Genomic DNA, 13,559 nt, shown 5'->3' with positions numbered 1-13,559 from the left:
CTACTTGCGCTTCTTGCCGGCGTTGCGGCGGCGGACGATGTACTTGTCACTTTCCTTGTTGGCGTGACGGGTACGACCCTCAGCCTGGCCCCACGGGGAGACGGGGTGACGTCCACCGGACGTCTTGCCCTCACCACCACCGTGCGGGTGGTCGACCGGGTTCATGGCGACACCGCGGACGGTCGGGCGGACGCCCTTCCAGCGCTTGCGGCCGGCCTTGCCCCAGTTGATGTTCGACTGCTCGGCGTTGCCCACCTCACCGATGGTCGCGCGGCAGCGCGCATCGACGTTGCGGATCTCGCCCGAGGGCAGACGCAGCTGTGCGTAGGGGCCGTCCTTCGCGACCAGACGCACCGAGGCGCCGGCCGAACGGGCCATCTTCGCTCCGCCGCCGGGACGCAGCTCGATCGCGTGGATCACGGTACCGGTGGGGATGTTCTTCAGCGGCAGGTTGTTGCCCGGCTTGATGTCAGCGCCGGCACCCGACTCGACCACGTCGCCCTGCTTCAGCTTGTTCGGCGCGAGGATGTAGCGCTTCTCGCCGTCGAAGTAGTGCAGCAGCGCGATGCGCGCGGTGCGGTTGGGGTCGTACTCGATGTGAGCGACCTTGGCGTTGATGCCGTCCTTGTCATTGCGACGGAAGTCGATGACGCGGTACTGGCGCTTGTGGCCACCACCGATGTGACGGGTGGTGATGCGGCCCTGGTTGTTGCGACCACCGGTCTTCGAGAGCGGACGCAGCAGCGACTTCTCAGGCGTCGATCGAGTGATCTCGGCGAAGTCGGCCACCGACGAGCCGCGGCGACCCGGGGTCGTGGGCTTGTACTTGCGAATAGCCATAATCTGTCCTTATCCCCCGGTCAGCCGACTGCCGTGAAGATGTCGATGGAACCCGACTTCAGAGACACGATCGCGCGCTTGGTGTCCTTGCGCTTGCCGGTGCCGAAGCGGGTGCGGCGGGCCTTGCCGACGCGGTTGATCGTGTTGACCGAAGCCACCTTGACGCCGAAGATCTTCTCGATGGCGAGCTTGATCTCGGTCTTCGAGGCGCGGGGGTCGACGAAGAACGTGTACTTGCCCTCGTCGATCAGGCCGTAGCTCTTCTCGGACACGACCGGTCCGAGGATGATGTCGCGCGGGTCCTTGTTCAGGGCCGTGGCGAGAACGTTCTGCTCGGTCATGCCGAGACCTCCTCTGCGGTCGCACCGGTCTTGGCGGCGATGAAGCCCTCGAGTGCGGCCTTGGTGAAGACGATGTCGTCGGAGACGACGACGTCGTAGGCGTTCAGCTGGTCGAAGCTGATCAGGTGGACGTTCGCCAGGTTGCGGACGCTCTTCGTGGTCAGCTCGTCGGAGCGCTCGATGACGACGAGCACGTTCTTCGACGGGGCGACGGAGGCCAGCAGGCCGGCCGCAGCCTTGGTCGAGGGGGTGCTGTCGGCGACGAATGCCTCGACGGCGTGCAGACGCTCGCCGCGCAGACGGTCGCTCAGCGCGCCACGGAGGGCGGCGGCGATCATCTTCTTGGGGGTGCGCTGCGAGTAGTCGCGCGGCTGCGGGCCGTGGACCGTGCCACCACCGCGGTGCTGCGGCATGCGGATCGAGCCCTGACGGGCGTTACCCGTGCCCTTCTGCTTGAAGGGCTTGCTTCCCGAGCCGGACACGTCGCCACGAGTCTTCGTGGCGTGGGTGCCCTGACGCGCGGCGGCGAGCTGCGCGACGACGACCTGGTGGATCAGGGGGACGTTGGTCTCGACGTCGAAGATCGAGGCGGGCAGCTCGATGGAGCCTGCCTTCTTGCCGTCGACCGCGAGGACGTCGATTGCCAGAGTGGAGTCAGCCATGAGATCAGGCACCCTTCACTGCGTTGCGGACGTACACGATACGACCACGAGCACCGGGGACGGCGCCCTTGACGAGCATGAGTCCCTTCTCGGCGTCGATGGCGTGAACCGTGAGGTTGAGGACGGTCACGCGCTCGCCACCCATGCGGCCGGCCATGCGCATGCCCTTGAACACGCGGCTCGGGGTCGACGATGCGCCGATCGAACCGGGCTTGCGGTGGTTGCGGTGCGCACCGTGGGAGGCCGAGACACCGGCGAAGTTGTGGCGCTTCATGACACCGGCGGTGCCCTTGCCCTTGCTGGTGCCGACGACGTCGACCAGCTGGCCTGCCTCGAACACGCCGTCGAGCGTGAGCTCCTGGCCGAGCGAGTAGTCAGCGGCGTCCGCGGTGCGGATCTCGGTGACGTGGCGACGCGGGGTCACGCCGGCTGCCTCGAAGTGGGCGGTCAGCGGCTTGTTGACCTTGCGGGGGTCGATCTGGCCGTAGGCGATCTGAACGGCGTTGTAGCCGTCCTTCTCGGGGGTGCGAACCTGGGTGACCACGTTCGGAGCCAGCTCGATGACGGTCACGGGGATGAGCTTCCCGTTCTCGTTCCAGACCTGGGTCATGCCGAGCTTGGTGCCGAGCATGCCCTTGGAAATCTTTGCGTTGATGTCAACCATGGCGGACCTCAGAGCTTGATCTCGATGTTGACATCGGCGGGCAGGTCGAGACGCATCAGCGAGTCGACGGCCTTCGGCGTCGGGTCGACGATGTCGATCAGACGCTTGTGGGTGCGCATCTCGAAGTGCTCGCGGCTGTCCTTGTACTTGTGGGGCGACCGGATGACGCACACGACGTTCTTCTCGGTCGGAAGCGGCACGGGGCCGACGACGGTCGCGCCCGCACGGGTCACGGTGTCGACGATCTTGCGTGCCGACGTGTCGATGACCTCGTGGTCATACGACTTCAGGCGAATGCGGATCTTCTGTCCCGCCATTGTCTGCTCTCTCTCTATAGGCGTCGTACCGTCCGGGATCGGGTGACCCTGGGGCATTGGACGCACGATGGCGCTGTTCGCGCCTTCGGCACTTGCGCACCGCTGTTCTCTTTTCACCATGAAGACGCCAGCATCGTATGCTCGCGTCTTCGAGTGGGGCTGTGTTCTGCTGCCCGCGGCCTAGAACCCTGCTGCACCCTGATCAGGGGCTGCCGTCTATGCACTTTCGTGGCAGTGATTCCGCGCATCACGAGAGCGCAGAAATGTGGAACCTGTCTATTCTGCCACGGCCGATTCCCGTACTGCAAACCCGGGCGTGTCGCGTCCGGCGACTGCCGCCGGATACACGCGTAGACCGTGGACGCGCTATCATCGCGAGCACCGGACACGCACGGATCCGGCGCTGGGAGGGAACGTGGCGGAGTCGCAGAACGCGGTCGTGATCGAGGACGATCCGGACATCCGGGAACTCATCCGCGAGGTGCTCGAGCAGGCCGGCTTCACGGTGATGACGGCGGGCACGGGAGCCGACGGCATCGCGCTGATCCAGGCTCACGACCCCCTCGTGACCACACTCGACGTGAGCCTTCCGGGCATGGACGGATTCGAGACGGCACGGCGTCTGCGTGCGTTCAGCAACACGTACATCGTGATGCTCACCGCCCGTGCCGAGGAGATCGATGCCGTGCAGGGTCTGCAGTCCGGTGCCGACGACTACCTCACCAAGCCGTTCCGTCCGCGCGAGCTGCGCGCGCGGATCGACGCGATGCTGCGCCGGCCGCGGTCGATGGGCGCCTCCGATCCTCAGCCGCAGCCGGCCTCCCCTTCTACAGCCGGTGGCCACGATGTGGATTGGATCGAGCACAAGGGGCTGCGCCTTCACCCGGGAATGCGCCTGGCGACGGCCGACGGCGTGGCACTCGAGCTGACCCGCAGCGAGTTCGACATCCTCCACGATCTCCTCACCTCCGGGCGACGCGTGATCGGCAAGGACGACCTCGCCCTGATGCTGCGCGGAGACCGCCTCAGCGCGAACACGTACGTCAGCGAGCACGACGTGCGGGCCATCGAGGTGCACGTCGCGAACCTGCGCCGCAAGCTCGGAGAGTCGGCCACGCAGCCGCGCTGGATCGAGACGGTGCGCGGCGTCGGCTACCGGCTGGCCGCCTGAGCCGCGCAGCGCCGCCTGGCCGCCTGAGCCGTGTCAGTCGGCGATCATGACCGACGCGTCGAGGCTGGTCGCCGCGCGTCCGGCCGCATCGAACGCCGCCCGGATCAGCGCCCGCGCGTCCTGTCCGTAGCTGTCGGCGAGCGCCACTCCGACGCCGATCACCGGGATGACGGCGGTTCCCCGTTCGGCGAGATCGTCGAGCATCCGCCGCTGGATGCGGCTCGCGATGCGCCGCACGTCCGACGGCGATGCCGCGTCGACGGCCAGCACGAAACCGGTCGGGCCGAGTTCGCCCACCGGTGCGGTCGCCGGCGCGTAACGCCGCAGCGACTGGCGGCACAGGGCGAACACACCCTCCTGTTCGCTCGACCCGAACGCGATGCCGATCTGCGGCAGATCGTCGGCCCGCAGCGCGATCACCCCGAGCGTGCGCCCGTCCTCCCGGTCGACCTCCACGATCCGCTGCACCATGACCGTGAACGACCGGCCGGTCAGCACGCCGTCGCCCGAGAGCGTGAGCTCGTTGTTGCCGTCGCCGAACACCACGGCATTGTTGCGCAGCGAGGTCGTCGTGACGAGGGCGACAATGAGCAGCACGATCGTCAGCGTGCCGGTGATGCTCGAGTTGAACCACGTCAGGAACAGGTCGCTCTCGGGACCCTCGACGACGAACGCGCCGCAGCGGGCCCCGTAGTAGAGACCGACGATGGCGAGCACGATCGTCATCCCCATCGTCTCGGGAGTGCCTCCGCTGCGGCCGCGGCGCGATTCGACGGCGCCCAGGATGGCGTAGACGGCGACGCTTCCGAAGAGCACCGCAGAGCCCGCCCAGTCGCCGGCCGGGCGTCCCTCCAGGAATACCGCGGCGACGGCGAGGAGCGCCGTCGCACCGACCAGCAGGCTCGGCACCATCAGGCGTCGACCGTTGTGGCGCAGGCATCCGAGCCACAGACAGCCGACCGTGCCGACGAGTGCGCCGTTGCCGATCGCGATCGGCATGAGCGGGTCGTCGACGCTCTTCCAGATCAGGTACGCGATCACGGTCAGGATGCCGCACAGGTAGGAGATCACCCAGATCTGTCCGGCCCGGCTCTCGCGCCTCAGCAGCGTCTCGAGCAGATACATCACTCCCGCGGCGAGCGCCGTGACGGCCACGAGCACGTTGACGGTGTACGGATCCAGCAGCATCAGGATTCCTCTCGGGGCGGCAGCACCGGCAGCGACATGGTGAACTCCGACCCCTCGCCGAGCGCGGTGCGCACGGTGAGACGACCGTCGTGGGCCAGCACGATGTCGCGACTGATCGACAGACCCAGGCCGCTGCCGTGGGTTACCGACTGACGCACGAGCGCGGAGCGGAAGAAGCGCTCGAACAGTCGCGGCACCTCGCCGGGCGGGATGCCAGGGCCGTCGTCGGCGACGGTGAGCGTGATGCGATCGTCGTGACGGCGCACCTCGACATCGACTCGTCCGCGCACCCGCCCGTACTTGACGGCGTTCGAGATGAGGTTGTCGATCACCTGCCGGATGCGGTGCGGGTCGGCGTTGACCATGATCGGACCGTCGGCGAGCAGCTCGATCGAGATCCCCCGCTCGGCCGCGGGCAGCAGCGCGGACTCGATGGAGGACGCCGCGAGCGCGGTGAGGTCGATCGGCTCCGGGTGCAGGGTGATCGACACCCCCATCCGCGACATCGCGGATGCCGCGACCAGGTCGGACACGATGGCCAGCAGTCGGGCGGCGTTGCGCTCGACGACGCCGAGGCTGCGCCGGGACGATTCCGAGAGCGTCTCGTCGTCGAGCACGAGCTCGACGTAGCCGGTGATCGATGTGAGCGGCGTCCGCAGCTCGTGTGAGACGGAGGCGATGAGGTCCTCTCGCGCGCGCAGCGCCAGCTCTTCGGACGTGGTGTCCTGCGCCACCAGGATGACCCCGTCGTCGACGGCGCTCTTGCCCGCCACGCGGCGCGAGTTGAACCGCAGCGCGCGCCGTGCGGCGTCACCGGGGGCACCGAACCAGACGAGCGCGCGCTCCAGCTCCTCCCCCCGCCTGGCGCGGCTCAGTGGCAGGTCCGCCTCCGCCAGCGGGGTCAGACCGTCGGAGGCGAAGGGCTGCAGCAGGTCGGTGTCGTCGATCGCGAGCTGCAGACGGGCCATCGCCTCGTTCGAGACCACCTGCTCTCCGTCGGCGGTCAGACGCACGACGCCGAAGTCGACCGCGTCGAGCACCTCGGTGACCAGCTCCTCCTGGCCTCGCGCGCGATCCACCGCACGTCTCAGCTCACGTGACTGCTTGTCGAGCACCACGCGCTGCGCGGTCGATCTCCACGACGCGACGGAGGCGATCGTGGCGAGACCGGCGACGACGACCGGGTAGACGACGAACGCCGACATCTCGAAGGTCTCGCCGCTGTAGATGATGGTGGCCCAGTACACCGCCGTGACGAGCACGGTCGCGCCGATCACCCCCAGGGTGCCGAGCGAGGAGCCGATCCACATCGCGGGGAACAGCCACAGCAGCGGGAAACCGGATCCGGGTGCCGAGAGCGTGAGCAGAGTGATCGCGCCGATGTCGATCAGAGGCAGCAGCAGCACGAGACCGACCGGTCCGCTCTCCCACGGCACGAGGATGGCCATGCCTGTGGCGACGAACACCAGCAGCAGACCGAGCATCAGCGGGTCGACCGCCGCGACGGTGCCCGTGGCGAGCGACAGGAAGGTCGCCAGCACGACGCCGGTGCCGACCAGGATCTGGTTGAGCAGCACCGCACGATCGCGTACGCGGCGCAGCGCGGTGGGAGGATCCGCCGCGAGGAACGTCATGCGTCCGAAGATACCGCCTGCCTCATCGGCGGCCGCGTCCTCGCATTCTGCCTGGGGAAAGATGCGCTGATCCTGAGCCTGGCCCGCGCTCGCGTCGCTAGCATTCGAAGAGCGAGGCGTCCCGAAGCGCCTCGGCACTCGACCGGGACCGGTGCGCCCGGCCGTCCCGACGTGAGGGGAGCTCATCGCCATGCGCGGAGTCGTCCAGACACTCGTCCTCACCGGCGCGGTGCGCGCGTCGGAGGTGACCGGGCTGATCGGCGAACTCGGAGACGGTCCCGAGCTCGGCCGGCGGCTCATCGACGAGCGGGTCATCACCGAGCGCCAGTACGCGGATGCGGTCGCCCTGCAGTCGGGCCATCGCTTCGTCGACCTGTTCACCACACCCCTGGAACCGCAGGTCGCGTCTCTCGTGCCCGCGGCGCTGGCGCGCAAGCATCGGCTGATCCCGGTGGCGCGGGAGGGCGGCAGGCTGATCGTCGGCATGACGGATCCGACCGACATCATCGCCATCGACGACGTCTCCACTCTCGCCGACGCGCGGGTGGACCCGGTGGTGGTCGCGGCAGACGGTCTCGAGTACGCCTTCCAGCGCTACCTGCGATCGGATGCCGAGCTGTCGGACCTGTCGGCGAGTCTCGAGGAGACCGCCGCGAATCAGGCCTCGGTGATCACCGAGGAGCTCAGCGACCAGGACAGCGATGCGCCCATCGTCCGCTTCGTCAACCTGCTGATCACCCAGGCCATCGACGATCGCGCCAGCGACATCCATCTCGAGCCGGGCGAGTCGCACCTGACCGTGCGCTACCGCATCGACGGCGTGCTGCACGAGACGCAGCGCCCCGACAGCAACATCCAGGACGGCATCGTCTCGCGTCTGAAGATCATGGCCTCGATCGACATCGCCGAGCGCCGCCGGCCGCAGGACGGCCGGCTGTCGGTGGTGCATCACGGGCGCAAGGTCGACCTGCGCGTCGCCACCCTGCCCACCGTCTGGGGCGAGAAGGTCGTCATGCGCATCCTCGACAACTCGGGGGTGAACCTGTCGCTCGACGACCTGCGGATGAGTCCGCAGAACCTCGACCGCTTCAGATCGGCGATCGCACGGCCGCACGGCATGGTGCTGGTGACGGGGCCGACCGGCTCGGGCAAGTCGACGACGCTGTACACCGCCCTGCGCGAGGTCTCCAGCCCGCGCGTGAATGTGATCACCGTCGAGGACCCGGTCGAGTACCGCATTCCCGGCATCAATCAGGTGCAGGTCAACGCGAAGGCCGGAATGACCTTCCAGGCGGCGCTGCGCAGCATCCTGCGATCCGACCCCGACGTCGTGCTGGTGGGTGAGATCCGCGACCAGGAGACGGCGATCATCTCGGTCGAGGCCGCGCTGACCGGGCACCTGCTGCTGTCGACCCTGCACACCAACGACGCCCCCAGTGCGGTCACCCGTCTGACCGAGATGGGCACCGAGCCGTTCCTCGTCGCCACAGCCTTGTCTGCCGTGGTCGCGCAGCGCCTCGCGCGGCGCCTGTGCTCGATGTGCCGGGAGCCGTATCACGAGGATCCGTCGACCCTGCGGGCGATCGGCTTCCCCGCCCAGCCGGGCGAGATGCCCGTGCTGCACCGCGCCAAGGGGTGCCCCACCTGCTCGCACACCGGCTACAAGGGCCGCATCGGCCTGCACGAGGTGATGGCCATGTCGGAGGAGATCGAGCACCTGGTCGTCACCAGCGCCAGCGGCACGGAGATCCGACGGCTCGCCGTCGAGCAGGGCATGACCAGCCTGCGCGAGGACGGCTGGAGCAAGGTCCGCGAGGGCCAGACCACGATCGAGGAGATTCTGCGTGTCACTGCATGACGCCTACGAGCCCACCCGTGCCGAGCTGCGAGCGCGGGCGCCGCAGCCCACCGCCGATCTGAGCGCGCGGGCGCCTCAGCCGACCGCCGGCCTGATCGACCGGGTTCTGACCGTCGCCGCCGAGCGCGGCGCGTCCGACATCCATTTCTCGGCTGGATCGGTGCCGCTGCATCGGCTGAACGGCGGGCTGGCGCCGATGGCGGAGTTCCCGGATCCGATCCCGGATGCCGTGCTGCTCGACGAGCTGCTGGCACTGCTCTCCCCCGCGCAGCGCGAGAGCTACCGTTCCACGGGCGAGGCCGACCTGTCGCACTCGGTGGCCGGCGCCGGCCGGTTCCGTGTGAACGTGTTCCGCCAGCTCGGCAGTGTCGCGGCCGCGTTCCGTCTCATCGCGTCGAGGGCGTTCACGCTCGAGGAGCTCGGAGCCCCCGCCGTGGCGCGAGACCTGGCCCTGCGCCCGCGGGGACTGGTGCTCGTCACCGGCCCGACCGGTTCGGGCAAGTCGACCACGCTCACCGCGATGATCGACATCATCAACCGCGAGAAGAGCGACCACATCGTCACGGTCGAGGATCCGATCGAGTTCGTGCACACCAGCCGGCGTTCGCTGATCCACCAGCGTGAGGTCGGCTCCGACACGAACTCGTTCGCCGAGGCCCTGCGCCGCGTGCTGCGTCAGGACCCCGATGTGATCCTCATCGGCGAGCTCCGCGACCCCGAGTCGATCTCGACGGCCCTCACCGCGGCCGAGACCGGCCACCTGGTGCTGTCGACCCTGCACACCCAGGGCGCGTCGAAGAGCATCAACCGCATCGTCGACGCCTTCCCGGCGCATCAGCAGGACCAGGTGCGCAGTCAGCTCGGCGACACGCTGCAGGGCGTGATCAGCCAGACGCTGCTTCCGAAGGCCAACAGCGCCGGGCGCGTGATCGCCACCGAGGTGCTGGTCTCGACGCCGGCGGTCGCGAACCTCATCCGCGAGAACCAGATCGCGCAGCTGTACAACGCGATGCAGTCCGGCGCAGCCCACGGCATGCACACGCTCGACCAGTCATTGAAGGAGCTGGTCGCGACGGGCGAGCTGGCGAAAGCGCTCGCCACCCACTACCTGACCGATCCGCACGCTCTCGACAACGTGCAGGTGCGGCCGAAGGATCTGGATGCCGAGGCGTGGCTCGCCCACGGCGCCGCACAGCCGAGCGCGAACGACTGGGGATTCTGAGATGCCAGTCGAGGACTACACCTACCGCGCCGTGGGCGCGTCGGGCGGCGCCGTCGTCAAGGGGACGATGGAGGCGGCGAGCGCGAACGCGGTCATCGGCAAGCTGCGCGCGCAGGGGCTGCACCCGCTCGAGGTCGTCCCCACCTCGAAGACCGGGCTGAACCAGGAGATCCCGTGGTTCGAGAAGCGCGTCAAGCTCGACGATCTCGCCGTGCTGACCAACCAGCTCGCCGGCCTGATCAATGCCGGGCTGCCGCTGCTGCGCGCCCTGGCGGTGCTGATCGAGCAGACCGATAACAAGAAGCTGGTCTCGGCGCTGACGGCGGTGCACAGTGACATCGAGGGCGGCAAGGCGTTCTCGGCGGCGTTGCGCGCACACTCCGACGTGTTCCCTCCCCTGATGGTGAATCTGGTGCGCGTCGGCGAGACCGGTGGATTCCTCGGAGGCGCGCTGGAATCCCTTGCCGCAAGCTACCGCTCTGACGTCGAGCTGCAGCAGAAGATCAAGTCGGCGATGACCTACCCGATCATCGTGCTGATCATCGCCCTGCTCGGAGTCACGGCGATGCTGACCTTCATCGTGCCGATCTTCGAGAAGATGTTCGCAGGCATGGGTGGCGAGCTGCCCTTGCCGACGCAGATCCTGGTGACGCTGTCGCGGAACATGCTCTGGATCCTGCCGCTGATGGCGGTGCTGATCACAGCCGGCGCCGTCTGGTATCACCGGGTGAAGGATACGGACACCTTCCGGGGCGCCGTCGACCCGGTGAAGCTGAAGCTTCCGATTTTCGGCACTCTGATCACCAAGATCGCCGTCGCCCGCTTCGCGCGGAACCTGTCGATGATGCTCAAGGCCGGAGTCCCGCTTCTTCAAGCGCTGGAGATCGTGGGGAAGGCGGCGAACAATCGCGCCATCGAACTCGCACTCGTTGATGTGGCAACCTCGATCAGCCAGGGGCGGTCGTTCGCGCGGCCGCTCGCGAACGCAGACGTGTTCCCGCCTCTTGTCGCGCAGATGGTCTCCGTCGGCGAAGAGGCCGGCACTCTTCCCGACATGCTCGAGAGCATCGCCGAGTATTACGAGACCGAGGTCAACACCGCGAGTGAGCAGCTCACCTCGATGATCGAGCCGATTCTCATCACCCTGCTCGGCGTCATCATCGGCGGTATGGTCGTGGCGCTGTACATGCCCATGTTCAGCCTGTACGACCAGCTCGGCAAGCAGTGACCTCGCTGCTCAGTTGGACCACTCCGCTCAGCTGCGGTTGACGAAGACGAGCATCTCGACGCTCAGCTTGATGCTCTCGTCTTCGGTGGTAGTGGTCGCCTTCGTGATCGCTACGACGCGTGGGCCTCGACGAAGTGAGTCCACGATCGCTGTGGCGGCCTCCACGCTGGGCGCAGTGACACCCAGCGTCACCTTCACCTGCTGCTGGTCGGTTTCCGAAGCCGCAGGATCCGAGGTCGGCGCAGCGGACGCAGGCGCGTCTGCAGTTTCCTCCGCGGGCGGCGCGCTGCCATCAGAGGCGGCGCCGCCGGAAGCAGCCGCGGATGCCGGTTCGGGCGCTGCCCCGTCGACGCCCTGCTCGGCTGCGCGAACCGCGAACGGCTCTGCTTCCGTAGCGGCGAGGCTGTCGATGGTGCCCCCGTGCTCGGCGGCTCCGGCGATGGCCAGAGCGAGGATGTCATCGACACGAGGCTCAGTGGCGATCTGCTGCCGCAGCTGAGAGACCTCCGCTTCCAACTGGTCGAACTTCGCCTGCTGGGCACGCAGCCCATCGATCACCGCCTGCTGAGTGTCGTTGCTGCGCGCGACATCGTCGGCTTCGCCGTCAGCTGCCTTCGACCCCGAGTACATCGGCAGACCGATGAGCAGCACGCCGGCGACCAGCACGAGCACTGTGACGAGTCCGCCGATGAGGTTGATGAGCTGTCGCGTCATGTCAGTTGGCCTTCTGTTTCTCGGCTGCCGGTGCAAAGTCTCCGGAGTAGATCGTCTGGTCGAGCACCACAGTCACGGCGTACTGGTACACGCCCTCCTCGTTGGACAGATTCTGGACGTCCACGCTGGAGACAGGTTCCAGGGTTCGCAGCCGAGCTGTCGCGGCGGTGAACTCGATCGGGGCGGCGCTGCTGAGCGTCACCGTGCCGGTGAGGCCGATCTGAGTCGTGGGATCGTCGCCGGCAGGTGCCGGGCCCGCCGTCAGGTCGTAGCCGGTGATCTGTGCCCCACCGGGTACACCGGATGCCAGGGTCGCGAGCACCGGCTGCCACGCGAGGTCGCCCGCCATCGCCTGTTCGCGCTGCGTCTGCAGACCGATGCGTGCCGACATCGCCTGACTGACGGGCGCGAGCTCGGCGAGCTCGGTCATCAGTGTCTGCGTCCTCAGCTGCTCTGCTGCCAGTCGCGTGACGGCGATCAGGTTGAGCGCATGCAGGCCGATGACCAATGCCGCGACGACGGCGACAGCACCGAGAACGATGCGAGCCCACCGTCGCCCCAGCGCGGCGTTCGACCTGCGGGTCAGCTCCGTCGGCGGGAGCAGGTTGACGCGCGGCAAGCCGCCGACCGGCATCCCTCGGGGAGTTCTGGCATTCATCGCGCACCTCCCATCGCGATGGCGACCGTCGGAAGCAGACGGGCCGCGAGACCGGGGTCGAGCTCGACTCTGGATCGTGCGATGGCCAGGCCCGTCAGCGGCGTCACGTCGACGCCGACGATGTGGTTCAGCACATTGCACATCTGCTCGTAGAGCGAGCCGGCGCCCGAGACCCAGGCGACGTCGATCGGCAGCGCCCCGGGGCGTCCGAGATAGAACGACAGCGTGCCGCGCAGCTTCCCGGCGAGGTCGACCAGCGCGCTCTGCTGCTCGGGGGTGAGCGGGGCCGGCGTGGTCGCGGGCAGCGACTCGGCTTCTTCGGCGCGGGCGCGCCGACGTGCGCTGCGCAGTGAGCCACCGGACGGATCGACGAGCGGGCTCGGGACGGACGCATTCGTCCCGGCGGATTCATCGGAGCGCGACGGGACGATGTCCACCGGTATGACGCGGATGAACCGCGGCACGCCGTCGACCGCCACGACGAGCTGGGTGATGTGCTCGCCGATGTCGATGATCAGCGCCGTGCTGCCCGCGGGGGCAAGCATGCCCAGGACCCGGCTGAGCCCGAATGCGGTGAGGTCGACGGCGTCGGTGTGCAGCTTCGCCTGCGACATCGTGGCGATGAGCTCTTCGATCGTCTCCGACACCGCGGCGACGAGAAGCCCGTGCACGGCGGTTCCATCGTCGGCCACGGGATAGAAGTCGAGCACCGCCTGCTCGACCGGAACAGGCAGCAGGTCCTGCACCTGGAACGGAAGAGCCTGACGGATCTGCACGGCGTTGCGCAGTGGAGTGCTGTGCTCACGCACGAGGATGCGCCGACTCGCAACCCCCAACGTGACGTTTCTTCCCTTGAACTTCCCCTCCGACCACAGCTGACGCGTGGCCACCGCCACAGCATCACGATCGATGACCTCGGAGTCCTTCGCCGTTCCTGCTGGCAGGCGCACCTCGCCCGCAGCGTGCACTGTCGGGGTTCGCCCGATCTCCACCTCGACCGCCCGCACGCTGTCTTCGGTGATCTCCACCGCTGTGATCGTCTTCGCCATCTGATCTCCTCGC

The 13,559-nt window shown here is 67.9% G+C and carries 14 protein-coding genes; 4 read left to right on the top strand and 10 right to left on the bottom strand.

Going from position 1 to position 13,559, the window contains the following annotated elements; all coding sequences use genetic code 11:
* From rplB to rpsJ, 5 genes are read right to left on the bottom strand one after another with little or no spacing between them, the layout of a single operon-like run.
* Entirely contained in the window at positions 1-840 is an 840-nt protein-coding gene (gene rplB / locus V2S04_RS03665) for a 50S ribosomal protein L2 (protein ID WP_071640282.1), read from the bottom strand.
* 20 nt (positions 841-860) lie between these two features.
* Positions 861-1,181 carry a 50S ribosomal protein L23 gene (rplW, locus tag V2S04_RS03660; RefSeq protein WP_413637136.1) on the bottom strand — a complete coding sequence of 107 codons (321 nt, stop codon included), beginning with the start codon at positions 1,179-1,181 and terminating at the stop codon, positions 861-863.
* A complete protein-coding gene (rplD, locus tag V2S04_RS03655; RefSeq protein ID WP_099194597.1) occupies positions 1,178-1,843 on the bottom strand; it encodes a 50S ribosomal protein L4 in 666 nt (221 codons plus the stop codon). Before rplD ends, rplW begins: the two co-directional genes overlap by 4 nt.
* Positions 1,844-1,847: 4 nt before the next feature.
* Positions 1,848-2,507, bottom strand: coding sequence for a 50S ribosomal protein L3 (rplC, locus tag V2S04_RS03650; protein ID WP_099194596.1), 660 nt, complete (start codon positions 2,505-2,507; stop codon positions 1,848-1,850).
* An 8-nt stretch (positions 2,508-2,515) separates the two neighbouring features.
* A complete protein-coding gene (gene rpsJ, locus V2S04_RS03645; protein ID WP_017201594.1) occupies positions 2,516-2,824 on the bottom strand; it encodes a 30S ribosomal protein S10 in 309 nt (102 codons plus the stop codon).
* A 415-nt stretch (positions 2,825-3,239) separates the two neighbouring features.
* Here rpsJ and V2S04_RS03640 point away from each other — a divergent pair, with 415 nt between their 5' ends.
* The gene (locus V2S04_RS03640; protein WP_413637135.1) at positions 3,240-3,995 is read left to right on the top strand and encodes a response regulator transcription factor; all 756 of its coding nucleotides are present in this window, start codon (positions 3,240-3,242) and stop codon (positions 3,993-3,995) included.
* A gap of 33 nt (positions 3,996-4,028) precedes the next feature.
* Here V2S04_RS03640 and V2S04_RS03635 read toward each other — a convergent pair whose 3' ends face one another.
* Together V2S04_RS03635 and V2S04_RS03630 are read right to left on the bottom strand one after the other, a co-directional pair.
* On the bottom strand, positions 4,029-5,183 hold the full coding sequence (locus tag V2S04_RS03635; RefSeq protein WP_413637134.1) for a hypothetical protein: 1,155 nt from the start codon (positions 5,181-5,183) through the stop codon (positions 4,029-4,031).
* Positions 5,183-6,817, bottom strand: a complete 1,635-nt coding sequence (locus V2S04_RS03630) for a sensor histidine kinase (protein ID WP_413637133.1) — start codon at positions 6,815-6,817, stop codon at positions 5,183-5,185. Before V2S04_RS03630 ends, V2S04_RS03635 begins: the two co-directional genes overlap by 1 nt.
* A 190-nt stretch (positions 6,818-7,007) precedes the next feature.
* Here V2S04_RS03630 and V2S04_RS03625 point away from each other — a divergent pair, with 190 nt between their 5' ends.
* From V2S04_RS03625 to V2S04_RS03615, 3 genes are read left to right on the top strand one after another with little or no spacing between them, the layout of a single operon-like run.
* Complete coding sequence (locus tag V2S04_RS03625; RefSeq protein WP_413637132.1) at positions 7,008-8,675, top strand: GspE/PulE family protein; 1,668 nt, start codon at positions 7,008-7,010, stop codon at positions 8,673-8,675.
* Positions 8,662-9,897, top strand: coding sequence for a type IV pilus twitching motility protein PilT (locus V2S04_RS03620; protein WP_413637131.1), 1,236 nt, complete (start codon positions 8,662-8,664; stop codon positions 9,895-9,897). The genes V2S04_RS03625 and V2S04_RS03620 overlap by 14 nt, the downstream gene beginning before the upstream one ends.
* Before the next feature lies 1 nt (position 9,898).
* Positions 9,899-11,125 (top strand): type II secretion system F family protein, encoded by a 1,227-nt coding sequence (locus tag V2S04_RS03615; RefSeq protein WP_413637130.1) that lies wholly within the window; start codon positions 9,899-9,901, stop codon positions 11,123-11,125.
* A 27-nt stretch (positions 11,126-11,152) separates the two neighbouring features.
* Here the strand turns inward: V2S04_RS03615 and V2S04_RS03610 are convergent, their stop codons facing one another.
* From V2S04_RS03610 to pilM, 3 genes are read right to left on the bottom strand one after another with little or no spacing between them, the layout of a single operon-like run.
* Positions 11,153-11,839, bottom strand: coding sequence for a hypothetical protein (locus V2S04_RS03610; protein ID WP_413637129.1), 687 nt, complete (start codon positions 11,837-11,839; stop codon positions 11,153-11,155).
* Between the two features lies 1 nt (position 11,840).
* A complete protein-coding gene (locus V2S04_RS03605; RefSeq protein WP_413637128.1) occupies positions 11,841-12,497 on the bottom strand; it encodes a hypothetical protein in 657 nt (218 codons plus the stop codon).
* Positions 12,494-13,546, bottom strand: coding sequence for a type IV pilus biogenesis protein PilM (pilM, locus tag V2S04_RS03600; protein WP_413637127.1), 1,053 nt, complete (start codon positions 13,544-13,546; stop codon positions 12,494-12,496). The genes V2S04_RS03605 and pilM overlap by 4 nt, the downstream gene beginning before the upstream one ends.
* Between the last annotated feature and the right edge of the window lie 13 nt (positions 13,547-13,559).

The sequence above is a fragment of the Microbacterium sp. OR21 genome, from assembly GCF_047306785.1.
In the GTDB taxonomy this organism is placed as follows: domain Bacteria; phylum Actinomycetota; class Actinomycetes; order Actinomycetales; family Microbacteriaceae; genus Microbacterium; species Microbacterium esteraromaticum_E.
This window is presented reverse-complemented; position numbering and strand designations above follow the sequence as displayed.